The organism is Sulfitobacter sp. PR48 (genome assembly GCF_028807335.1).
Lineage (GTDB): Bacteria > Pseudomonadota > Alphaproteobacteria > Rhodobacterales > Rhodobacteraceae > Sulfitobacter.
In genome coordinates, this window is record NZ_JARAMM010000031.1 from 1 (window position 1) to 21,938 (window position 21,938).

18 protein-coding genes and 1 pseudogene are annotated in these 21,938 nt (G+C 60.0%); 9 read left to right on the forward strand and 10 right to left on the reverse strand.

All coding sequences use genetic code 11. The features are described 5' to 3' along the window. The 5 genes from PVW51_RS22830 to PVW51_RS22850 all read left to right on the forward strand — a co-directional run. Positions 1-2,047, forward strand: a 2,047-nt coding sequence (locus PVW51_RS22830) for a 3'-5' exonuclease (protein ID WP_274577908.1), incomplete at its 5' end; no start/stop codon positions are given. A gap of 69 nt (positions 2,048-2,116) precedes the next feature. Further along, positions 2,117-2,968, forward strand: a complete 852-nt coding sequence (locus PVW51_RS22835; RefSeq protein ID WP_274577911.1) for a multiubiquitin domain-containing protein — start codon at positions 2,117-2,119, stop codon at positions 2,966-2,968. Next, entirely contained in the window at positions 2,965-4,359 is a 1,395-nt protein-coding gene (locus PVW51_RS22840) for a ThiF family adenylyltransferase (RefSeq protein ID WP_274577914.1), read from the forward strand. Before PVW51_RS22835 ends, PVW51_RS22840 begins: the two co-directional genes overlap by 4 nt. 1 nt (position 4,360) lies before the next feature. Further along, positions 4,361-4,732, forward strand: a complete 372-nt coding sequence (locus tag PVW51_RS22845; RefSeq protein WP_274577917.1) for a DUF6527 family protein — start codon at positions 4,361-4,363, stop codon at positions 4,730-4,732. Positions 4,733-4,805: 73 nt separating this feature from the next. Further along, complete coding sequence (locus tag PVW51_RS22850; RefSeq protein WP_274577919.1) at positions 4,806-5,507, forward strand: competence protein CoiA; 702 nt, start codon at positions 4,806-4,808, stop codon at positions 5,505-5,507. A 54-nt stretch (positions 5,508-5,561) separates the two neighbouring features. Here the strand turns inward: PVW51_RS22850 and scpB are convergent, their stop codons facing one another. Further along, a complete protein-coding gene (scpB, locus tag PVW51_RS22855; protein WP_274577922.1) occupies positions 5,562-6,158 on the reverse strand; it encodes an SMC-Scp complex subunit ScpB in 597 nt (198 codons plus the stop codon). 2 nt (positions 6,159-6,160) lie between these two features. Beyond that, positions 6,161-7,045 carry a DUF1403 family protein gene (locus PVW51_RS22860; RefSeq protein ID WP_274577925.1) on the reverse strand — a complete coding sequence of 295 codons (885 nt, stop codon included), beginning with the start codon at positions 7,043-7,045 and terminating at the stop codon, positions 6,161-6,163. 428 nt (positions 7,046-7,473) lie between these two features. On the opposite strand from PVW51_RS22860, the gene PVW51_RS22865 reads away from it, so the two are divergent. Then, on the forward strand, positions 7,474-8,499 hold the full coding sequence (locus PVW51_RS22865; protein WP_274577927.1) for a tyrosine-type recombinase/integrase: 1,026 nt from the start codon (positions 7,474-7,476) through the stop codon (positions 8,497-8,499). A 12-nt stretch (positions 8,500-8,511) separates the two neighbouring features. Here the strand turns inward: PVW51_RS22865 and repC are convergent, their stop codons facing one another. The 4 genes from repC to PVW51_RS22885 all read right to left on the reverse strand — a co-directional run bounded on the left by repC (position 8,512) and on the right by PVW51_RS22885 (position 13,094). Next, entirely contained in the window at positions 8,512-9,792 is a 1,281-nt protein-coding gene (gene repC / locus PVW51_RS22870; RefSeq protein ID WP_274577928.1) for a plasmid replication protein RepC, read from the reverse strand. 160 nt (positions 9,793-9,952) lie between these two features. After that, a complete protein-coding gene (gene repB, locus PVW51_RS22875; RefSeq protein ID WP_274577929.1) occupies positions 9,953-10,948 on the reverse strand; it encodes a plasmid partitioning protein RepB in 996 nt (331 codons plus the stop codon). Positions 10,949-11,051: 103 nt separating this feature from the next. Beyond that, positions 11,052-12,263 (reverse strand): plasmid partitioning protein RepA, encoded by a 1,212-nt coding sequence (repA, locus tag PVW51_RS22880; protein WP_274577930.1) that lies wholly within the window; start codon positions 12,261-12,263, stop codon positions 11,052-11,054. A gap of 492 nt (positions 12,264-12,755) precedes the next feature. Next, the gene (locus tag PVW51_RS22885) at positions 12,756-13,094 is read right to left on the reverse strand and encodes a DUF736 domain-containing protein (protein ID WP_065331505.1); all 339 of its coding nucleotides are present in this window, start codon (positions 13,092-13,094) and stop codon (positions 12,756-12,758) included. 628 nt (positions 13,095-13,722) lie between these two features. Here PVW51_RS22885 and PVW51_RS22890 point away from each other — a divergent pair. Both PVW51_RS22890 and PVW51_RS22895 read left to right on the forward strand, forming a co-directional pair. Beyond that, on the forward strand, positions 13,723-14,076 hold the full coding sequence (locus tag PVW51_RS22890; protein ID WP_210426150.1) for a type II toxin-antitoxin system RelE/ParE family toxin: 354 nt from the start codon (positions 13,723-13,725) through the stop codon (positions 14,074-14,076). Next, on the forward strand, positions 14,073-14,366 hold the full coding sequence (locus tag PVW51_RS22895; RefSeq protein ID WP_274577933.1) for a helix-turn-helix domain-containing protein: 294 nt from the start codon (positions 14,073-14,075) through the stop codon (positions 14,364-14,366). Before PVW51_RS22890 ends, PVW51_RS22895 begins: the two co-directional genes overlap by 4 nt. A gap of 8 nt (positions 14,367-14,374) precedes the next feature. Here the strand turns inward: PVW51_RS22895 and PVW51_RS22900 are convergent, their stop codons facing one another. The 3 genes from PVW51_RS22900 to PVW51_RS22910 form a co-directional block, all read right to left on the reverse strand. Then, on the reverse strand, positions 14,375-15,286 hold the full coding sequence (locus PVW51_RS22900; RefSeq protein WP_274577934.1) for a DUF2493 domain-containing protein: 912 nt from the start codon (positions 15,284-15,286) through the stop codon (positions 14,375-14,377). Positions 15,287-15,584: 298 nt separating this feature from the next. Further along, entirely contained in the window at positions 15,585-16,631 is a 1,047-nt protein-coding gene (locus tag PVW51_RS22905; RefSeq protein WP_274577935.1) for a DUF7146 domain-containing protein, read from the reverse strand. Continuing rightward, positions 16,628-21,025, reverse strand: coding sequence for a strawberry notch-like NTP hydrolase domain-containing protein (locus PVW51_RS22910; protein ID WP_274577936.1), 4,398 nt, complete (start codon positions 21,023-21,025; stop codon positions 16,628-16,630). The genes PVW51_RS22905 and PVW51_RS22910 overlap by 4 nt, the downstream gene beginning before the upstream one ends. A gap of 94 nt (positions 21,026-21,119) precedes the next feature. Between PVW51_RS22910 and PVW51_RS22915 the strand changes: the two genes are divergently transcribed. Continuing rightward, entirely contained in the window at positions 21,120-21,377 is a 258-nt protein-coding gene (locus PVW51_RS22915) for a hypothetical protein (RefSeq protein WP_274577937.1), read from the forward strand. A 162-nt stretch (positions 21,378-21,539) separates the two neighbouring features. Here the strand turns inward: PVW51_RS22915 and PVW51_RS22920 are convergent. Further along, a pseudogene (locus tag PVW51_RS22920) lies at positions 21,540-21,938 on the reverse strand (hypothetical protein); the annotation flags it as partial.

The following is a 21,938-nucleotide window of genomic DNA, read 5'->3' on the forward strand; positions in this document are numbered from 1 at the left end:
GGGGGGCATTATCCACATCAGTGTAAGGGGGTCATTTTTGGATGCCGATCACCCCGCTACGGGGTCAAAATTGCATGCCTGTTCACACTTAGGAGGCGAAAGTCTCCCACTCAATGTCAATTACAGGTCATCACAAGAAATATGCGACACATTCAAGGGTTTCGCTCAAACGCGCATGGCAGCTGCCGGGGTAGGCTTTGAGGCCACGGCGTTTAAAGGTGCTAATGGGGTTAGCCCCGTGTTTGTGGGTGTTGATGCCAAGGATCGTGAAATAGACGAAATCGCCTTCCGAATAAAACAGGCCTGCAACGAGACCACTTCTTTCCGTGACCAGGCCGTCATATGTAAGGGGAATGCGAGACTGACAGAAATCGCCGCTGGTTTAGAGGCGCGGGGGATTCCGGTCTTGTTTCTTGGGCCCCTCTTTGACAGACCAGAAATCAAGCAAGCGCTTTCCGTTCTTTCCCTTGTGGTTGATCCGCGCGCCATGGGACTTGCCTGCGTCGCGTCTCTCCGCCCATTTCAACTGGGAATTGAGGATGTCTCAACCTGTGTTGATGCGATTCGTGCCGCTAGGAACACGCTGCCCTTGGACTGGAGGCAAACGCTTTCGGGCCTAGACGACATCAGCGAGGAGGGTGAGAATTCCCTCTCAAGGCTGATTGAGGTGTTTGGGGAGTTTGAACCCACTTCATCGGCCTGGCGCGTGATTACAACTCTCTATCTCGACAAGACGCGCTTGGCCGCCGAATTTGCGAAGGGAGCAAGATCAGGCAACGCAAATCCTGCGATTGCGCTGTGGCAGTTTCAGAACTTTCTGAGATCAACATTGCCGAAAAAATCCGGGTACCCCATTCGCGATCTTCTCGATCACATCCGACGCCTTGTCATAGTGTCAGATGAACGTGACTTACGCGACCTGCCTGAAGCTGCACAAAGCCTCGACGCTGTCCGGATCATGACCATTCACGGCAGCAAGGGCCTTGAGTTCAAAGTCCTTCATTTGCCGGCATTGACCAGCCGATCCATTCCGCTGTCAGCTAAGCAAAATCGCGGACTTGCACCTCCTGACGGCATGATCGAGGGTGCGCCCTTTAAGGGCTGTGACGCGCTCACGTCCGGGCATGACGAGGAGCAGCAATGTTTGTTTTTCGTCGCTTTATCCAGAGCGGAGGAGCGACTGATACTTTATGCCTACAGCAAGCGATCGAAGTTCGTGGATGACATATCTGGTCATGTTCTGAACGAATCTCCGCAATCGGCATCGGCTGAAGGTGCGGTATCAGCGAACGGAATAAATTTGGTGGTTGACGGCATCGCTCGCATATCGCCTTCTCAGCTTGCGGCCTATGAAAAGTGCCCACGGCGGTTTTTCTTTGCGCATGTGTTGCAAGTCGGCGGTCGTCGCGCAGAGTCGCCCCTTATGCGTATGCACAACGCAGTCCAGGGCGTTGTCGATGAGCTGACGTCTCGTTTGAACGATGAACCAAGCGAAGCCGAACTCGCAGCCATCATGGATAAGGCATGGATGGAAAATGGTCCGGTGGATCATGGATACGCTGCCGAGTACCGTCAAATCTCAGACGAGCTGCTGAGTTTTTTCCAATTGCTCCGCACAGGCGAAAAACGGCGCGCTCCAACCCCAATTTCCTTGAAATTCGGTGAGGCAGAGATTGTCGTATCTGCACATGAGGAAGTCGATGCTGGGTCTGGCAGGGTACTGCGGCGCATCAAAACAGGACGCAAGACCACGAACGCTGTCGAGTCCTTAGATGCGGCTGCGTTTCAACTCGCCGCTGAAGGCCACGGCGAGGCAGAGTTTGTGTTCCTGACCGGTGCGACGCAGGACCGATTGACCATGAGCAGTACGAAGTTGGGGAACCGGAAAACAAAGATCGCTCAAGCTGCAATTGCGATCCTCGAAGGGCATTTCCCCCCAAAACGCAGCGATCGTTGCGCCCGCTGCGCATATTTCTTCATCTGCAGCGAACCGCCCTCAGGCACGCTCCGAAAAAAAATCGGATCAGGCTTACCGGATTCCTCCTGACGCCGCGATTGTCCTTGTGAAGGCGCAGACATGAGGTTTGCGTCCGCCAACTTCTTAAGGACGAACACAATGAAATCGCAAGGAAATGATCCTCGTTTCCCGGTCTTCATCGCCGATGAGGGCCTCAACTTCAAAAAACACGTTTTCGATGACCCAAAGGTTCTCGGTCGCCAGTTGATCGAAGCTGCCGACGGGCATCCTGTTGACGAGCATGTGGCAATCGCCATTTTGCCAAATGGGGACTTCGAAGACATTCGCCTCGACGAAAGCTATGATCTGCGCGGTCGCGGTGCTGAGAAAGTGCTGGTCGCGCGGACGGACCGTGTCTTCAAGTTTAAGATTGACGACAAGGATCTTGAATGGCCGCGCGCGTGCGTCAGCGGATTTGTACTGCGTAAGCTTGCTGACCTGCCGGAAAACTACAATCTTTGGCAGGAAATCCCGGGCCAGCAGGACCGCAAGATTGCTGACAGCGATGTCATCAATCTCGATGCCAAGGGTGTGGAGCGGTTCATCTCGCTCATCGATCAGACGACGGAGGGGGACACCCTTCCGTCGTTTGATCAGACTTTTCTGGTCGACCACGGCTATCAGTTCGACGTCGTTCAGGAAGGCCGTGAGACCGGCATCATCCTGAAGTCGCTCAAGCTGCCTGAAGGCAAATTCAATGTCGAAGCCGCGGATATCCTTGTTCTCCTGCCAGCCGGGTATCCCGATTGCGCGCCTGACATGTTTTATGCCTCTCCGCATTTGACGCTGGCGAGCGGTCAGGTCCCAAAAGCCTGCACTGTGCAGCACACTTTTGCAGGTCGTGTTTGGCAGCGCTGGTCGCGCCACAACAACGCCTGGCGGCCCGGGATTGATGGTTTGCGCACGATGGTGGCACGGATCAAAACCGCTCTCGCCGAGGCGCGGCCATGAAGGGCCCGTTGGATGTTATTCTGGCTGGTCCGCACGAAGCCGGTATCCGGTCCCTGCTCGCGCAGGGTGCCGGTGCCGAGCGTTCCGCCTACATGCTTTTTGGGACGGCTGCGATTGAGAAAGACCCCTGGACGGACACTGCTCGCACACGGCTCATTTCGCATGCTTTCATCGACCTCGATGATGACGACGTGGTCTCAGCTTCCGAGCGCCACGTGACGTGGCAAACCGATAGCTTCATGCGATTGCTTGGTCGCGCCAAGTCCGATGGTCTGGTTCCCGCCATCATTCATACCCATCCAAAGGGCCGGGCCCGTTTTTCCAAACAAGATGATCGGAACGAGGCGGAACTTGCGCGGACCGCCCTGATCAAGGGTGCACCCGGACTGATCAGCGTTTTGATTGCGAGCGACGGCGAGATTGCCGTGAGGATTTGGCACTCGGCCGAAAAGCCAACGGCTATCGCGCGTATTCTTCACACAGGATCGCGCCTGACCCTCACCGCGGAGAACGGCAGCAATCTCGGCTTCCTGGACCGTCAAACCCGACTCTTCGGCGATCAGGCCAATGCAATGATCACTCAGTTTCGGTGCGGTATTTCCGGAGGGGGTGCTACGGGAAGCGCAGTGTTGCCCTTGCTGATGCGTCTTGGCGTGCGCGAAGCGGTCCTCTTCGAAAAGGACCATGCTGAAGATACAAATCTCAACAGACTCCATGGCGCACGACAGGAGGATGTTGATGCTCATCGAGCCAAGGCCGACATTCACGCGCGGACAGTTGCGGAGGCCAATCTTGGCATGTCGTTGGCAACCATCGATGCCTGGGCCGGAGAGCCATGCACATGGGACGCGTTGAAATCTTGCGATGTGATTTTCTGCTGCACGGATGACCACGCCGGTCGGCTCTTTCTGAACCGCTTCGCCCGTTTCTATGGCATTGCGGTCATCGATGTCGGTCTCGCAATGCAGCGTCGCGATGCTCAGTCGTTCGATCTGTTTGCCCGGGTTACCACCCTTGTGCCCGGACACCCCTGTCTGCTTTGCGGCGGGTTCATCAACCCGCAACGCGCTCGCGAGGAGGCCTTGCAGCGAACTGATCCAGAGGCTTATGAAAAACTGAAAGAGGAAGCCTATCTGCTCGGTGAGGGTGACCCCTCCCCTGCCGTTGTGACCTTCACGACAGAGGCGGGTGCCATGGCGGTCAATGAATGGCTGACCGGTATCACCGGGTTCGCCGGAGCAAACGGAATGGCACCGACGCGGATGCGCCGGTTTCACGCGCGCGATGAGCGTTTTCCTGAGATTTCGCCGCGCCCGGGCTGCCCGTGTTGTGATGCAACTGAAACTCCGGGCCGGGGGGACATGACGCCCTTTCTGGACATGGTGACATGAGATGAAAAAGCTATTGGCAAACCTGCTTCGGCAGCTTGGAGTACTTAAGTATGACTATCTGGTGAGCAGGCAGGACGCCTTCCCGCAAACGCCTGAAACAGAACCGGACGAGTTAATCCTGGTCGAGAGCGGTGCGATCCAAAAATGGGCCTGTCTCTCCTGCCCTGGTGGCTGTGGTGAGAGGATCGCTTTGTCTCTCAACCCAGATCGCCGACCTCGCTGGAGCATTAGGACAGATTTCTGGCAAAGACCCACACTCCACCCGTCGGTGCACCAGCAAAACGACTGTGGGTGCCACTTCTGGGTAAAGAAGGGTAAGGTTCACTGGTGCAAAGGTGGACGGCCGCAAACGCCAAAAAAGAAAGCGGAATGACACAAATGCTAAGCGAGCGAACAAAGCGACCTGTGCGCCTCGAACTACAACCCGAGCAATCGGGGGCATAATCATGCGGTTCGCATTATACGACGACAAACGAGTTGAAGCCAGCCCAGGCGCCAAAGGCAGATGCCCTGGTTGCGGCGATGACCTCATTGCCCGATGCGGGACCAAGATGGTCTGGCACTGGGCGCACAAAGGTCAACGCCACTGCGACCATTGGTGGGAAAACGAAACGCAGTGGCATCGGGATTGGAAGAACCAATTCCCAACAGATTGGCAGGAGATCGCTGCGCGCGACGAACATGGCGAGCTTCATATCTCAGATGTCAAGACATCCAAGGGCTTGGTAGTTGAGTTTCAGCACTCATACATCAAGCCTGTAGAAGCGCGAACGCGGACAAGGTTCCACAACCCTATGTTTTGGGTTGTTGACGGAACGCGTCGTAAGACCGACCGCAAGCAGTTTGCAGCCGCGCAAGCAGATGGCGTGAAGCATCCGACAAAGGACGGGCTGGTTGAGCAGCTCTGGGTTTACGATTCAAGGCTGCTAAAAGAATGGGTCCATGTCGGCGTGATCGTCGCCTTTGATTTTGGGGAGGACACGGTGTGGCTTCTACGAAGAGTCAAAGGTGACTGGGCCTATGGTTTCGCCTATCCGAAACGATCACTTGTCGAAAACATTTTAAAGGGAACTCCAATACCAGACGTGTTGTTTGGCAAACCTGTTCGGCAAACGGTGCGGTACCGTCGGCGTCGTGCCAGGTATTAGCGTTCGGTTTCCATCAGGTTCAACTGACACAGATCTTTATTGGACCGCAGACCCTCAGGCCTTTGCAGACAAACCTGCATCCTCCATCTGCTCGCGGTCCGGCAGGTCCTGCAGGGAAGGCAGGTCGAAGGCAATCAGGAACTGTTCTGTCGTCACGAAGGTGTAGGGCGCCCCTCGCCGAGGGGCCTTTGGCCCAGTCCCGATCAGGTCGCGCGCATGCAGCCGCCCGATCAGATCACGGCTGATCTCCTTGCCGAAGATGTCCTTCAGCCCGTCGCGCGTGATCGGCTGGTGGTAAGCGATGGCGGCGAGGACCGCGACGTCGAATTCGCTCAGGTCCAGCAATTGGTCCCCGATATCTGCCGCCGCGCGGATCGCGGGCGCGTAGGCCGCCCGTGTCCGGAATATCCAGCCGCCGGCGACCTGGGCGATCTCGAAGGCCCGACCCTCCAGATCGGCACCAAGGTCCTCGACCAGCAGATCGACCGAAGCCCCCTGCCCCACCACGCGGGTCAGGTCTTCGCGCGAAACCGGCGTGGCAGAAGCAAAGAGCACCGCCTCGATCCGGCGCATCCATTCCCGCCAACGCAGCTCAGGCGGCAAGTCGGCCAACTCGCGGTCTAGGTCAGGTTCCGAGCGGTCCTTCACCATCGCTACACCCCATACAGCCGGAAGGTGTCGCGCCCGGTCAGCTCGCGCACCGCGCCGAGGTCGACCAGCCGGTCGCAGAGCCGCCGCGCGGCGCGATCCGGCAAAGGCAACGCCGAAGGCGCCACGGCATCGCCGGTCAGGAACATCTCGACGGCATCCCCCGCGCCCTTGGCCCGCAGCTTTGGCGCGACGGCTTTCAGGCGCGCCGCCCGACGCGCGAGATCGGCGGCCTGCCGCACGGTCTCGACTGCCAAGGAGATGAGTGCACGATAGCAAGCGAGCCGCAGGTCATCACCTCGCTTGTGCAGGTCGGCGCGTTTCAGGCCCGGGGCCAACAGCGGCACGAGATGACCCCACCCGAATGCTTGAGCGAGGGCTGCGTCAGCGAGGATGAGCGCCCCTTCGTCGGCGCGCGGCGCCTGCGTCAGCACTGCCTCCAAAACCATCGCGGCACGGTTGACCGGTGCCCCCTGCCCCGCGTCGAGCCATGCGGCGATCACGCCCTGCTCGACGGCGGGCAGAGCCCGACCAAGTGCCTTGACCGACACCGGCCGCGCCACCGCTCGCCGCCAGGCCAGGTGAGTTTCTCCGACCGGACCGGGCAGATCGCCCGGACGCAACAGATGCACCGCATCACGCAACTCACCTGCCCGCTCCGACCGCCCAGAGAACGCGACGCAAGCCTCGGCCGCACGCAGCGCGAGCCGGTCCCGCAACAAGGCTTGGGGCACCTCTGCGCGTCCTAACACAAGATGCAGGTGGTTCAGAGCAGCCCCCGACAAAAACGCAACATCTTCAAGGGTTTCAGCGCGCGCGGAGGTGACCCAGACGGGCATCCGGGGTAACGTGTCGAGGTCGCTGATGTGATCTGGCGGGCCAAAAGTCATGCCTGCAGCCTACATCAGCGCGGCGCTTTATTCCAGAAAATAGCACTCTAACCGCCCCACCCTTCGGTTCGTTTTTATGTCCAATAAGTTTGCCTTATCGGACGTAAAAATGATATGCATAGAAACATGGTCTTCAGCTCATGTTTCATCACTGGACTCGCCCGAAATCGGCCCTCTCGTCGAGCTCGTTCGTATTTCATTGGTGGACAAGGCTTTAGCTCAAACACTGGACTCCTGACGAAATGCCAAACCAAGTTGAAGCGAACCAAATTCGAGTCGGGGTTCGTGAGACTGGGTGGAGCAGTATTCGTGAGACTGGCTGTGGTTCGGACGCTTCCTGGTATTTTGGCATGCTCTCTCGTCGATCTGCGCGCACCCATGTCCGGTGTCCGGCCGAAGGCCTTCAGCTCAGCGAGAGAGGTTCTACTATGAGGGAGGATGACGATCGGATTACCCTGCCCGTGCATGTCGCCGGTTCCGGCACACTCGACCGCCTGGTCGACACCGCTCGGGACTACGCCAAAGCCTCGACGGCCGAGAACACGAACAAGGCCTATGCCGTCGACTGGAAGCACTTCGCGCGTTGGTGCAGGCTGAAGGGTGCGGAGCCCTTACCTCCGTCTTCAGAGATGATCGGCTTGTATCTGGCCGACCTGGCCGCGCCGACCAACGGGTTCCCTGCCCTCTCGGTCAGCACCATCGAGCGTCGCCTCTCAGGTCTGGCATGGAACTATGCGCAACGGGGGTTCACTCTCGATCGCAAGAACCGCCACATTGCTTCGGTCCTGGCGGGGATCAAGCGCAAGCACGCGCGCCCGCCGGTGCAGAAGGAAGCGATCCAGGCCGAGGACATCCTCGCAATGGTTGCCACCCTGTCCTACGATCTTCGCGGGCTACGAGATCGTGCGATCCTGTTGCTCGGCTACGCTGGAGGCCTCCGCCGCTCGGAAATCGTGAGCCTCGATGTACATAAAGATGACACGCCAGATTCCGGCGGATGGATTGAGATCATGGAGAAAGGCGCCCTCCTGACCCTCAATGCGAAGACAGGTTGGCGCGAGGTCGAGATTGGCCGCGGCTCTAAGGATCAGACCTGCCCAGTGCATGCTCTCGAGCAATGGCTGCACTTTGCGAAGATCGACTTCGGCCCTGTCTTTGTAGGGACCTCGCGCGATGGCAAGCGCGCCCTCGATACACGGCTCAACGACAAGCATGTGGCCCGGCTGATCAAGCGCACAGTCCTAGACGCCGGCATCCGCTCCGAACTGCCCGAAAAGGACCGCCTGGCGCTGTTTTCTGGCCACTCGCTGCGCGCCGGCCTCGCCAGTTCGGCTGAGGTCGACGAACGCTATGTCCAAAAGCAGCTGGGGCACGCCTCGGCCGAGATGACCCGCCGCTACCAGCGCCGTCGCGACCGGTTCCGCGTGAACCTGACCAAGGCCGCTGGTCTCTGACCCCCTGCCCCATCACGCCGCCTGCCCGCTGAGCCTGCCATAGAAGCTGCGCTCGAGATGCAGCTCCCCTGCCCCGGCCTTTTCGACCATGCCGCGCAGATAGCCGCCCGGCGAGGAAACTTCGCCGGCGCAATGCTTCTCGAAGACGAGCGCGAGCGCCGCTGTCGCCACCTGTTTGCCCAGCCGGTCCTGTGCCACGTTCCAGGCATGCTCGGACACCCCAATCATCGGCCTGAGTTGACCAGCGACCCGGTGCAGATCGCCCCAATCCTTCAGGAACCCGCCCATATTGCGCGCCCAGGACGCGAATTCCGGGCAGGCCTGCATGATTGTGGGAAGATCCAGCGCAGCGCGCTTCTTGCGCACTTCGGCGACCCATTCTTCCAGCTCCCTATCAACCTGATCTTCGGGCTGAGCATTGGGCACCACGGCCGCGACTTCCTCATTTTCTGAGGAATTACGAGTTACAGGATTAAGTTGGTTTGTAATTAGTATATGAGGGTCAGAAATGACCTCCCTGGGGTTCATTTCTTGAGTCTTCTCAGAAACTTGTTCACTGGTTTCAGGCGTGTTTTCCACAATTTGAGCGACCTCAGTTGCCTTGAGATACGCCGCCTCGACACGCTCCTGAAGCTCCTTGAACCACATCAGGAGTCGCGCAAGTTGCTCGGAGGCTTCATGGCGGCGCGGAAGCAGGTCCAGAAGCTCCTCGAAGAGACCCGTAAATTGCGTCCAGGGGCCGCGTAGCGCGCTGCTGACGGCGGCCTCAATCCGAGCGCGGATCATCCGACGTGCCACCGTGATCTGGCGCTTCAGGCGCTGACAGAGCTCGCGTTCGGCCTGCAATTCGGCATGAAGCTCCTCGAACTCATCGACACGGGCTGAAAGCGGCGACAGATCGAAGCCATAGGCCTCGACGATGCGCCCCTCGGCGTCCCTGCGGCCCCACCGCTTGCCGTTTGGGCTGTCCTGGAAGGAGATGACGCCTATCTCGGCCAGGCGCCGTGCATGGCGCTTGAGTGCGGAGAGCGAGAAGCCCGTCTGTTCCATCAGATAGGCGTTCGACGCCCAGACGATCGGGCGCTGCCCCTCCTCCCAGTCCTGGGCCTGCGTAAAGGCCCCGAGCGTATCAAGAAGCATCATGTCTCCGGCCTTGAGGCCAATGTAGGCTCCTACCCGCTTCACAGCGACAAATGCCCGCGTTTTGGGTACGGCAACCTGTTCACCGGCTTGGGCAAGCTGCTCTGCAATGCCAAGACCCGGTGTCGGCTTGCGCCAACCTGTATGTTTCATGCCTGTTTCTCACCTCCAGTTATGTGGAGGCAAAAGAAAGCCGTTCGCCAAAGTGGCGTTCTTGTTGACAGTGATTCGCGGGAGAGATATCTTCTAAGCGACCAAACTTTTCAGATTAGCTCTCAGGCCACGCTGCTTGGGGGCTTTTCTTTTGCCTAGATCATTGTTCTGACTGCTCCTCTTTCGTCGCGAGGAATTCGTTGTACAGCTGATCAAGCCGACCCGAGAGAAAGTCCCCGAACTCGGTTGAATCTTGTGCCGTAAGCGAAATGCTGAATGCCTTTCCGGAACGACCGATGACTCCCTTGATGCGGCCTTTGCCGGCAGTCCAGGTTCGTTTCTTGGGCATGGCACGCGTTTTTCGGCGCTTCGGCGCCCTGCCCGCTTCTGCCAGCTTGCTGTGCAGGAACTCAAAGCGAGCATCACTGTCGAGGTTCTGAAACCCGTCGAACTCCAAAGCTTCCTTGAGGATCTTGTCGTTCGATGGTTCCGAAGCCAACTTCTTGAAGTCTTCCCAGCGATCACGCCCAATCTGCTTGGCCGGCCCAATCTGTTCGATGACATGCCGAGGGACGTTCTGTGCCACTGACAGCATCCGTGAAAGCAACGTCCCATCGATGGTAAGAGCGGACTGGATCACGTCCTTGGCTTGCCCCATATCCAAGAGGCTCTTCGCAAATAGGGCTTTCTCAATAAAAGAGAGATCTGCGCGCGCAGTGTTTTCCTGCCCTTGAGCAAGAATGTGAGCCACATCGTCCATTGGTTTTACAACTGCGCGAACCTTACGGCCGAGCACCGAAGCAACTCGCACACGGCGATGCCCGAAGACGATCATATAGCGGCCATCCGCTTCCGGATGCGGTCTAAGCAAAACCGGCGTGTCCTGGCGACCTGCTGCGATCGATGCTTTCAGTTCTTCGAAAGCAACATCGTCATCACTAAGCCGATCCGAAACGAATGACACATCGATCAATTGCGGATCGATCTCGACAATGGTTTCGCCTTCAAGGAGACGCTTCGAGTTCTCCGCAAGGCTATCAATCGAAACCTTCATCGATTTCGAAGCACCGCGCATTGCGTATCCAGATCGACCGGAATCCTTGGGCTGCTCCGGCGAGCCGGCCATAACGCTCTTCAGGAGGTCTTTGCGAGCCATCAAGCCATCTCCCTTTCGCCAGAATCCAACCGACGCGCAGCGCACATTTCGACAGTTGCACGGCTGTCAAAACTGGCTCTCTGCACGGCTGTCAAAACCTTAGTCATTCACGCCCCCAAGCCTTGTGGATCAGTTCGGCGATTTCGTCGTTCACATCATTCAAAGACGTAACTGCGCGGTCGTAAGTAGTCCGCACGAACTGAGACCGTTCAACTTCGTAAAGCGTCTGCTTGGTGATCCCAGCGTCGGAGATCGCCGTAGATTTCAGCACAGGAGCCGACAGCATCTGATTTGGGAACATCGCCTGGAGGAACCCAACCATCTGCTTTTGGGGACCGTCCGTTGGTTCAAACCGCGTTACGAGGTAACGGAACCACTTCAGGCGCATGTTCGCTCCAGCGTCACGGATCGTCTTCATGATCCCGCCCAGCATCAGGAGAAACTGGCTCATCGACATGACGTCCAGCATCTGAGGATGGACTGTCACAATTACCGAAGATGAAGCCGTCAGAGCAGTGAGCGTGAGGTAGCCCAGCTGAGGAGGGCAATCGATTACGACCACGTCATAGCGGTCATCAACCTCGCTAAGCGCCTTCGATATACGAGTGAAAAAGGTACGGCCCTCATGGGGATCGCTGCTCGTCAAAGCAACCGGGGTATCGTATTCGTACTCTTGAAGCTCGAGACTTGCCGGAACGATATCTAGGTTGGGGAAGTTCGTTGGCCGGATCACCTCTGAGATCGGCTTGCGCTCGTCATCATACCGAAGTGTCTCGTAGAGCGAAGGCACGTCGTCGAGTTCAGGCTGAATGCCGTGCAAAGCTGTGAGCGAAGCTTGAGGGTCCAAGTCGATCGCAAGAACTCGATGCCCTTTCAACGCCAAGTGCTGCGCGAGGTGGGCGGCGGTAGTGGTCTTTCCAGAACCCCCTTTGAAGTTCACGACAGACACAACGTGCAGTTCTTCGTCAGGTTGGCGATAGGGGACATAACGGCGCTTGCCGGGGCGACCATGCTTGTCGAGATAGGCTCTCAGTTCCAACATTTGCTCAGCAGAGTAGCTACGCCTGCCGGAAGACGATGTTTCAGGTTCAGGACCTTTGCCTTCGAGATGAAGCTTCTTAATGGTCGACTGGGTCACGCCGAGATAGTAGGCAACCTCGGCCAATGAAAACTGACGTAGACCTTTTTGGGCGTCCGGAGGATACTGTTCCTGCCGCAACATATTGAGGCGGTCGGAAATCAGCTCTCCTTGCTGTAGGATGATCTCGTCGAAGGGATGATCCTTCGTATCAGCCGCAAAAGACCGTTCTCGCATCCGCCTGTCCTCTAAATATCGCTTTTTCAGCGATTTCGCTCATTAAAGTGTCATCTACACGGAAAAACGAGTCTTAACAACGATTTTCGCCCGGCGGCTAGATCTTACCCAATCCACCAGAGTGCCTAGATGTCTCGACAAAGTGTAGCGATTGAGGAATGTAGCCACCCAATATCTAGGGGGAACTGTCACTAGCTCGGATGTGCAGTCAACTTTAACTTCGCGCCCGTTACACCTCAACTATATGTTATTATTTTATTTTTCCGCACTGCACGGCTGTCAAAATGCAAAGTGCTCGAAGCTTCAGAACGCTAGGGGGACCACAAATCTGTCTCCTCCAAAACGGATTGCGTCATCATCACCTTGCGCCAATTCAGTGATCAGTTGCTTCCACCAAGCGCACCAACCACTGGCTGCAAAATGCGGGGAATGCGTGTCAGCGCGAAGGGAAACAGAAGAAATCGGCTGGGTTGCCCCAGCCGATTCTTTACGTCACGCGGCGTCTTTGGGACCCCAGGGGATGACGGCCTGCAGGGACAGATCGTCCTGGTTCGCGGCCTTGCCGAGGTTTGCGTTGAAGCCGTGGTCGCGGATGGTCAGCGTGTAGTAGTCGGCGCCGGTCTCCTTGTTCTGCTTCTTCCAGATGCCGCCACACTCGACCAGCTTGCCGCGCGGGGAGCGCCCGAGGACGCGGTGCGTGGGGGCCATCGGGTTCGTGCTCGCGACGGGTTCGACCGTGATGTCGAGGTCGAAGGTCAGGGTCGAGATGGAGCCGACGCCCTTGGCGGTTTCGATGTCGGTGCTGGTGAATTTGATGCAGTTCGTGGTCATTGCTCTTCTCCTTGTTTGCGTTGCAATGATGGTCACCTTGCAGCTGGCCAAGGCCGGCCACACCGAAGGCGAAGCGCAGCGGAGAGGGGCAGGCGCCGGTCTTTTTGATCCGCGCGGAATGGCCCGCAGGGGCAGGGGAAAAAGATCGGCGACAACCTTTGTGGACGGGACGACAGCTGCGACCAGCATGTCATGCAACTCAGACAAAGGGAGAAGTGCGTTGGCCGCTAAGGACGGCGGGTGAACAGACGATGGAGATGCCGCGAGGGCCCTGGCTCCCTTCGAACTCACCGGAGATAAGACACAGTGCAGATGTCAAAACCGCATCCCCCAGGATCACTACCGCACCGATTGTCTTTGCTGAAGCGCCCACGATGCGGAGGAGTGCTCCAGGCGAACAGAGCGTGGAACGAAAGGCCGGGTCGTCACGAGACACCGCAACCATCTAATGGCCCTAAATGACAGCCCGGCTGGTTGGTTCGGTCAGAAAATGCGATAAGATATTTCGTCAAGGGCCGCCGCTACCAACGGACAGAGGATACTGCTGCCTAGCTCTAGCATCAGCTGCCAACTTGCCCTTCCAGTCCGCATACTATACGTCATTGACACATACGCCGCGAAAACCTATATGGAACTGACGATGACGCGATTGCAGACAGTGGTCGAACTGCCCGAATTCCAGAGGCGCGCCAAGGCAATCATGTCGGACCAGGAGCGAGAGGCCGCGATCGACTTCATCGCCGCCAATCCGGAAGCTGGCGTCTCTCTTGGCGGCGGACTTCGGAAGGTCCGCATCCCGAGAGAGGGAGGCGGAAAGAGCGGCGGCTTCAGGACGGTGTATGTCTTTGGCGGGACCCATATGCCGATTTTCCTGATCACGGTCTTCGCGAAGAATGAGAAAGCCAACCTGTCAAAGACCGAACAGGCCGCGGCAGTAGAGATGAGCAAGGCGCTTGTCGCGAAATATGGAGACACAACATGAGTGGGTTCGAATCCGTGTCCAAGGGACTGGGAGAGGCGCTGGCCTTCGCAGATGGCGATTTGGCCGGCGCGAAGGTGCATGAGTTTTCCGTTGCTGAGGTCGATGTCGCCCAAGTTCGGCAACGGACTGGCCTGTCCCAGGCAGAGTTTGCCAAGAGCATTGGCGTCGCGAAAGGCACGCTGCTGAACTGGGAACATGGACGTCGGCAACCGACAGGCCCGGCACAGGTTCTACTCGCATTGATCGCAAAGAAGCCTTCTGTCGTGCAGGACCTTTTGCGCGGGGCGTGAACCGGGGCCTAAGCCCCGATCCTCTTGATGCGGATCCCGAGCTTGCGGGCCTTGTCGACGATGTTCTCGGTGATGCCCGAACCGGGCGTGGCGATCAGACCCTGCGGCAACGTCTCGAGCATCTTGTCATTGCGCTTGAAGGGGGCAGCCTTGCCGTGGCTCTTCCAGTCGGGCTTGAAGACCACTTGGGTGACACCACGGGTATCTGCCCAACGGGCCGCGATCATCTCGGCACCTTTAGGTGTGCCCCCGTGCAGGAGCACCATGTCGGGGTATTTGGCGTGGGTGGCGTCGAGGACGGACCAGATCAGATCGTAGGCGTGGTAGTCCCCGCCCGAGAATGCGATCCGCGTGCCTTCGGGGCAATGGACCTCGGTCTCCTTGCGGCGTTTGGCCGAGAGATAGGCCCGGCTGTCCACCACGGCGGAGGTGAGGCCGCGATGCGAGACCTTGGACCCGGTGCGGGGCAGCCAGGGAGAACCCGTGGCGGCCGAGAAGTGGTCCACGGCAAGATCGCGCATCTGCTCGAAAGCGTCGCGATGGTCCCAGAGCTTGAGCCCGATGATCTGGAGGCGTTCCAACTCGACCGAGGCGACCTCGGAGCCGTCTTGGATGGCCAGACTTTCCCGGACCTCGAATTCGTTGTCGTCGAGGAGCTTCTGGATATGGGTCAGCCGGCGATGGAAGATCGAGGTGAGGGACCAGAGCATCTCTTCGAGAGTGTCTTCCAGCTGGCTGCCGGTGAGGAGGCCGATGGTGGTCTCAAAAAGCGTCGCCATGGCGAGCTCGACCTCGTCGGGCTGGGGCAGGGGGCGGTGATCGGTCTCGCCGGGCCCGGGAGTTGCGCCATAAAGCGCGAGGTGGTCGAGGATGGCGGAGGTCACGCCGGCCTCCTCTTGGATGTCTGTCTGATGGGGCATTGTCTGGTTCCTCTGTTTGATCTGACCCGATTTGGATGGGGCGATATCAGGACCGGCGGCGACCGGGCCGCATCCGTCAGGATCGGAGCGCAGCGGAGAATGCGCCGCGGGCCGGAAAATTGTTCCCGCGAGGAATGGCCCGAAGGGGCAGGGGAATTTTCCGGGTAGCGGCGCATTGCTGCCCGGGCGAGGGGCACTCAGCCCCGACCCGCCGGTCCATCGCTCCCCTTTTCCAAACGGGATCAGATCGAACCCGCGGAACCTTGGCCCAGTCAGGCATCTTCGAGAAGGTTAGCGGTCACCCGCCTTCGATCGCCAGACCTTGCTTCTTCATGGCCCTGAGCAGAGACCGGCGCAGCGCATCTCTGCCAAATGCCCGCAGATCGTCGTTGAAATCGCCCATGGCTGGCACGAGATCACCACAGGCAATATCACGCAATTCCAGTTGGTTACGCAATCTCATTGATGCGTTTCTTCCGGCTTCGTCATTGTCCCGCGCGATCCAGATGCGCTTGATCCCTGGCGGCGGGATGAAGAGGCCGAGATGAGTGGTGGTGAGACAGGAGGCGAGGTCGAACTCCGGGAGAGCCGTGCCGATCGAGAGGGTGTTCTCGAGGCCTTCGCCGACGATGAGGTCGCCGCGAGAGGCACCGGACCAGAAGCGGATGGCATGGCCATGCAGCTGCCCCAGGATCCGTTTGGGGCTCTCGATCTCGGCCAAGCCGCCGGTGGACGGGTCCAGATAGGTGCGCGCGCATCCGGTGATCTGGCCCCGATTATCGGTGATCTTCGCCAGCAGGGCAGGGACCCTTTGCAGCGGATCGGCGTCGTCCTCGCCTTGTCGGAGAAAGACCCGCGGGTGATAGCGCAGGGCGGGTCCAAGCCGTGTGATTCCGCGCCCCTGCAGATAGGTGGCAGCCAAGGTGCCAAGCGCCGGCTTGCCCGCGGCAAAGAGTTTGCGCGCCCGCGCGATGCGTTTAGCGGAGGCTGTATCCGGGCGCTCCGCCTTACGGGGTTCACGAGGCATAGCAGGGCAGGGGGCCTCCCCGAGGAAAGACCGGGCCTCCCTCAGCGTCTCTTTGAGCGTGACCGAACCAAGCCGTTCCTGCAGCAGGTCGATCAGGTCGCCATATTGCCCCGTCGCGAAATCTTGCCAGGACCCGGCCTTGCGCCCACCCTGCGCGTGGAGCCGGATGGCAAGGCTCTGGCCCTTTGCGCCCGAGGTGTCGCCAACCTGCCAATAGTTGCCCTGCTTGGACCCCTCGGGGAAGTACTGGCGGCAGAAACTCTCGGCCCGATCTGCCAGATCGGCCGAGAGGTCTGCGATGCTGCGCCGCGCGCTCATGCGGCGGCATCCGCGGCGCTGGCGCCAACCGGATGCTCGGCAAGGACCCGTGCCAGCACCTCGGTGCCATCCACCGGGATGAATACCCGCGTCTTCCACTGGATCACCTCGGTGAAACAGCCCATCGCTTTCAGTGCGGGCAAGGCCGCTCCCGACGCGCCGACGAGCTCAAGCCTCAGCTGCCCCATGACCAGAGAGCGGCGCAGCTGGTAGCCGCCGAGCAGGCTGAGGGTCGTCCTTGCTTCCATCACCGCGCCGAACACCTCCTGTGGCGTCATCTCGATCTGGCAGTCGAGCCCGAGCCGCGGGTAGAAATTGAGAAGCTGCTCCTGACTGACAAGACGACCGATGGCGCGCTCCCCGTCTTCGGTCTGAAGCCGGTAGATGCGCATGTTATCGGCGGGCAGGCGATCCCAGATTGGCAGAAGAAGCCCGCAGATCAGCGTGATCTTGGAGGTGGTGAACTCCGGCACCGCATCGACCTCGGCCTGCCAAAGCTGTTCGAACATCGCATCATCGATCTCTTCCCAGTGTGATTTCGAGAATTCGGAGAGGGCGAGGATTTCGGTCGCCATGGGTCGCAGCAGTTTCACCCGCAGGATCGGCACGCCATCCTCATCCATAAAAGCCGACGCCTTCACCATCAGCGCCGCGCGTTTCGAGGTCTTGTTCCAGCACAGCGTCGCGCCCTTCGTATCGGCGCAGATCGCTCTAACCCGGAGCAGGGTCAGAGGATCGTTGCGATCCGTGCGCTCTACGGTCAGGGCAGTGGCCGTCGCCCCCGTCGCCTCATGCTCGAAGATGACCTTGCGGTCGGTGATCTCGAATTTTTCCGCGCGCAGCGTCTCGAGGCCGACATCCAGCGTGCCCGCCTGACGCGCGTCCTCGATGATGGCCGAAAGAAACCCGCCGAAGGCCTCGAAGATCGCGTCCTGCATGTCGATGCGGAGTGCCAGACAGCGGTTCAGGAATTGCTGGATCGGCGGCAGGTTTTCTTTCATTGTGCCATCCGCCTCATCGAGCGTCAGCCCGGTCATCTCCTGGAACCTGGAGTAGGAGCAGGCGTCGATCTTGCCCGCGCGCAGCTTGTAGAAGAACTGCCGCAGCGCCGCGCGTGCATAGGGGCTCTCGAGGTTGTCCTCGGCGCGGAACATGTTCTGACCGCCGGTCTCACGTTGGCCTTTCGTGATCGCCCCGAGAGTGTCGAGGCGGCGCGCGATGGTGGAGAGAAACCGCTTTTCACCCTTCACGTTGGTCGCGACGGGTCGGAAGAGCGGTGGCTGCGCCTGGTTCGTGCGATTGGTGCGCCCCAGCCCCTGGATCGCGTTGTCGGCCTTCCAACCGGGCTCCAGCAGGTAGTGCACCCGCAGACGCTGGTTCTTTGTCCCGAGATCGGCGTGATAGCTGCGCCCTGTGCCCCCCGCATCCGAAAAAATCAGGATGCGCTTGGCATCATCCATGAAGGCCTGCGTCTCCCCGAGGTTCGAGGAGGCGGGGCGGTTCTCGACCTTGAGCCGCCCCTCGCGCGTCTTCACGATGCGTCGTTTGCGCCCTGTGACTTCTGCCACGGCATCCCCGCCGAAATGCCAGAGGATCTGGTCGAGCGCGCCCTGCACCGGGGCAAGGGCCCCAAGATGCTCGACAAGATCATCCCGCCGCCGCTCTGCCTCGCGACAGATGATCGGGTTGCCATCACCGTCGAAGGCAGGGCGAGACCGCAGATCGCCATTCTCGTCCGTGTAGGGCTCGAAGAGCTGCGTCGGGAAGCTGTGCATCAAATACTCCATGACCGCCTCCCTCGGCGTGAAGTCGACCTGCAGATCGTCCCACTCGGAGGGCGGGATCTCCTCGAGGCGGCGTTCCATCACCGCCTCGCTGGTCGAGACCACCTGGATCACCGCCGAATGACCCGCCGCCAGGTCCGCTTCGATAGAGCGGATCAGCGAGGGGCATTTCATGGCGGTGATGAGATGGTTGAAGAAGCGCTGCTTGTTGCTCTCGAAGGCCGAGCGCGCGGCGGATTTCGCCTGGGCGTTCAAGGTGCCGGTCTCCGAGGAAATACCGGATGCCTGCAGTGCTGCCTCGAGGTTGTTGTGAATGATTTGATAGGCATCGGCGTAGCTGTCATAGATCGCGATTTGGGCGGGGGTCAGCTCATGGACCAGCATCTCGTATTCGACCCCGGCATAGGACAGTGACCGCGCCAGATAGAGCCCGAGCGCCTTCAGGTCGCGCGAGATCATCTCCATCGCGGCAATGCCCCCGGCCTCCATTGCGGCAACAAACTCGGCCCGCGTCACGAAGGGGAAATCCCCGGTGCCCCAGAGCCCGAGGCGGGACGCATAGGCGAGATTTCCGACGACCGTCGCGCCGGTGGCTGAGACATAGAGCACCCGCGCATCGGGCACGGCGTTCTGCAGCGCGAGGCCAGCGAGGCCCTGCTGCGAAGCCTTCTTGTCGCCGCGGGTGGACTTTTCGCCGGCGGCGTTCGCCATGGCGTGACTTTCATCAAAAGCGATGACCCCGTCGAACCTGTCCCCAAGCCAGGACGTCACCTGGTCGAGGCGCGATGCCTTACCTTCCCGCTCGGCGGAGCGCAGCGTGGCATAGGTGACGAAGAGGATGCCCTCGGGCAAGCGGATGTCGCTGCCTTGCCGGAATTTCGAGAGCGGCACGATATCGATTTCGCGTCCCCCGAGCGACATCCAGTCACGCCGTGCATCCTCGATGAGCTTGTCGCTTTTTGACACCCAGACCGCGCGGTGGCGACCTTGCAGCCAGTTGTCGAGGATGATGCCTGCAACCTGCCGCCCCTTGCCGCAGCCGGTGCCATCGCCAAGGAACCAACCCTTGCGCAGGCGGAAGGCACCTGCGTCGCCCTCGGCCGCTGCCATCAGTTGGCCTTCGATCTCGCTGTGCTTGAACCAGCCCTTGAGGTGCGTCTCGTGCGCATTGCCCGCGTAGATCACGCTTTCAAGCTGCGGCGCGGAGAGAAGGCCGTCCTGAACGAGGCTCTTCGGCAGAACGGGACGGTAGCTTGGCACAGGCGGCGGGACCGAGGCCATGGCCGCGGATTGGACAAGTGCTGTCGGATGTTCCGCCGCGCCGTCGATCCGGATCGCCTGAAGGTCATAGACCTCATAGACCGTGTCCTGCAGTGCGCCCTCGGCTTCGCTCCAGGCTTTCGGCAGATAGTCGAGGCGGAACGTCTCAATGTCGTCGAACGGGTGCTTCGCGCGTTCCTCGGCGAGGGCACGGGTTTCCCTGCGCGCGGCACTGCGCAGGGCGTGCAGGATGGTGCGGGTTTGGCGGGACGGAACCGAGAGAGCCGTACTGGTGGGGCAGGGTGGACGACTCTGGCGCTCGGGGCAGCGGGTGAGCACTGCGGAGAGAAGTTCAGCGGTAGTGTCGCAGATCGGATGATAGGCGGTCTCGATTTCGCCCGTTGCAGGATCTTGTCTACCGCCGGCGTGCTTGTCGATCACCGTTAGCCGCGTGTCGATCGTGGTGCCGTGCCGTGCGAAAACCTTGCCGTCGATGGCGGCGGAAAACACCACATCGGCGCTAAGTGCGATCCGCTGGAATGTTGACTGGAAAGATTTCGTCGAGGGTCGGAAGCTCTCGCCCGTGATGACGACAAGACGCCCACCCGGCGCGAGGCGCGCCAGGGCGGACAGCACGTGCTGGCTGGTGGCCTGCCGAAACCGACCCTCGACATGGTTCGCCGCGGAGAAGGGCGGGTTCATTACGATGACCGAGGGCGTGATCGACCGATCCAAACGGTCGTCGATCGAGGCGGCATCATGATTCGAGACTGCAGCGTCGGAGAATAGCTGCTCCAGCAACGCGTGGCGAGTCTCAGCGAGCTCGTTCAGCGCCAGGCGAGCGCCTGCGATCCGGGCGAAGATCGCCAGCATGCCGGTGCCGGCCGAGGGCTCGAGCACGAGGTCGTCGGCCCGAAACCCCGCCACCTGTGCAACAATGGCCGCAAGGGGCAGTGAGGTTGAGAACTGTTCCAGACGGACGCTGTCCTCAGAACGCCGCGTGTGCGACGGCGCCAGACCGGCGAGGCGTTCGATCATGTTGAGGAGGGCTTGCGGCGAGGGTGCCTGACGCTGCATCAGCGCGCCGTAGCGCGAGAGCATCAGGATCTGCGCGACTTCTGCCGCTTCGTAGGCGTCCTTCCAGACCCAGGCGCCGCTGGTGTCGCTGGCGCCGAAGGTATCCTCCATCGCGGCGCGCAACGAGGCAGCGTCGATGGGTCGGCCCGCTTCGAAGTGAGACACGAGGGTTTTCGCAGCCTGGATCAGGTTGTGGGCGAAGCGCGAGGCATCCGGCAGGGCAGGGGTCTCGGGCTCAGGCACAAGCGGGACGGAATGGGGGTGAGCGTTCATCGGCAATCTCCGGGGTTGAGGGTTGGCCCCAAACCCCGCGCGCACTCTCTCGCCCGGGAGGGGTCACCCCTCCCGCCCTGCCTCTCGCTCTTTCATGGCATCGCTGATCTCGGCCCCGGCAGCGGAAAGTTATCCCCAGAATCTGGGGATGGGGCTGTGGGCGCTGTCGCGGAAGTCCTTGTCAGCTTGCCGTATTACCAGCTCGCCAAAGTTTTGGGCGGTTTGCCGCCTGCGCATCCCAAACGGGCGCATCCTCGACCGCTCGGTGGCCGTACGCACCCGGACAACCCTCAAGAAGAGCTCTGAAAAAGAAAAAGGCGGCATCCGGGAGGAGGTGGATGCCGCCGTTTAGCTTGGATCGGCTCAGGGAGGAGGAGAGAACCGATCACATTCGAAACATAGTGGTCATGCTGCGACCGCACAATAGCCGGGCCATGATATTTCTGCATTGCAGCAATGCGAGGTCGATTGGGATTCCCGCAAGAAAGGGAGCGTATGCCACCTGTGCCGGTTCCTAAGGGAGTGCCTGCGCTTGAGCGGCAGCGCACTGACGTGTTTGACCCGGCGACGGTGTGGGCACCGCCTCCCGCGCTTCGGGCAAACAGCCGGTCTCATAGTCACCGACGAACCCCCAGCAGGCGTCGATTTCCTCACCGTCCCGCTCGATGACATAGCCGTAAACCCGTCCGCCGAGATAGGCGTCGTAGCTGACGATTTCGCCGCGCAGGATGTCTTCGGCCTTTTCACGCAGCGCCTTGGTGACGCGTTTCACACCGAATTCTTTCCGGGCCGCCTCAAGGGTCACGTAGACGTAACCTACCTGGCCGGAATCCCACGGGCAGTGAAACCCGATGGTGTTCATCGCGAGACCGGAATGATCGTAGAGAAACACGGGCAGCAGGATTGCCTTGCG

What these genes read in the sequence shown, in the direction of transcription:
- PVW51_RS22835 (WP_274577911.1), top strand. Translation starts at nt 2,117, where the DNA reads ATGAAATCGCAAGGAAATGATCCTCGTTTCCCGGTCTTCATCGCCGAT.
- PVW51_RS22840 (WP_274577914.1), top strand. Translation starts at nt 2,965, where the DNA reads ATGAAGGGCCCGTTGGATGTTATTCTGGCTGGTCCGCACGAAGCCGGT.
- PVW51_RS22845 (WP_274577917.1), top strand. Translation starts at nt 4,361, where the DNA reads ATGAAAAAGCTATTGGCAAACCTGCTTCGGCAGCTTGGAGTACTTAAG.
- PVW51_RS22850 (WP_274577919.1), top strand. Translation starts at nt 4,806, where the DNA reads ATGCGGTTCGCATTATACGACGACAAACGAGTTGAAGCCAGCCCAGGC.
- scpB (WP_274577922.1), bottom strand. Translation starts at nt 6,158, where the DNA reads ATGGTGAAGGACCGCTCGGAACCTGACCTAGACCGCGAGTTGGCCGAC.
- PVW51_RS22860 (WP_274577925.1), bottom strand. Translation starts at nt 7,045, where the DNA reads ATGACTTTTGGCCCGCCAGATCACATCAGCGACCTCGACACGTTACCC.
- PVW51_RS22865 (WP_274577927.1), top strand. Translation starts at nt 7,474, where the DNA reads ATGAGGGAGGATGACGATCGGATTACCCTGCCCGTGCATGTCGCCGGT.
- repC (WP_274577928.1), bottom strand. Translation starts at nt 9,792, where the DNA reads ATGAAACATACAGGTTGGCGCAAGCCGACACCGGGTCTTGGCATTGCA.
- repB (WP_274577929.1), bottom strand. Translation starts at nt 10,948, where the DNA reads ATGGCTCGCAAAGACCTCCTGAAGAGCGTTATGGCCGGCTCGCCGGAG.
- repA (WP_274577930.1), bottom strand. Translation starts at nt 12,263, where the DNA reads ATGCGAGAACGGTCTTTTGCGGCTGATACGAAGGATCATCCCTTCGAC.
- PVW51_RS22885 (WP_065331505.1), bottom strand. Translation starts at nt 13,094, where the DNA reads ATGACCACGAACTGCATCAAATTCACCAGCACCGACATCGAAACCGCC.
- PVW51_RS22890 (WP_210426150.1), top strand. Translation starts at nt 13,723, where the DNA reads ATGGAACTGACGATGACGCGATTGCAGACAGTGGTCGAACTGCCCGAA.
- PVW51_RS22895 (WP_274577933.1), top strand. Translation starts at nt 14,073, where the DNA reads ATGAGTGGGTTCGAATCCGTGTCCAAGGGACTGGGAGAGGCGCTGGCC.
- PVW51_RS22900 (WP_274577934.1), bottom strand. Translation starts at nt 15,286, where the DNA reads ATGCCCCATCAGACAGACATCCAAGAGGAGGCCGGCGTGACCTCCGCC.
- PVW51_RS22905 (WP_274577935.1), bottom strand. Translation starts at nt 16,631, where the DNA reads ATGAGCGCGCGGCGCAGCATCGCAGACCTCTCGGCCGATCTGGCAGAT.
- PVW51_RS22910 (WP_274577936.1), bottom strand. Translation starts at nt 21,025, where the DNA reads ATGAACGCTCACCCCCATTCCGTCCCGCTTGTGCCTGAGCCCGAGACC.
- PVW51_RS22915 (WP_274577937.1), top strand. Translation starts at nt 21,120, where the DNA reads ATGGCATCGCTGATCTCGGCCCCGGCAGCGGAAAGTTATCCCCAGAAT.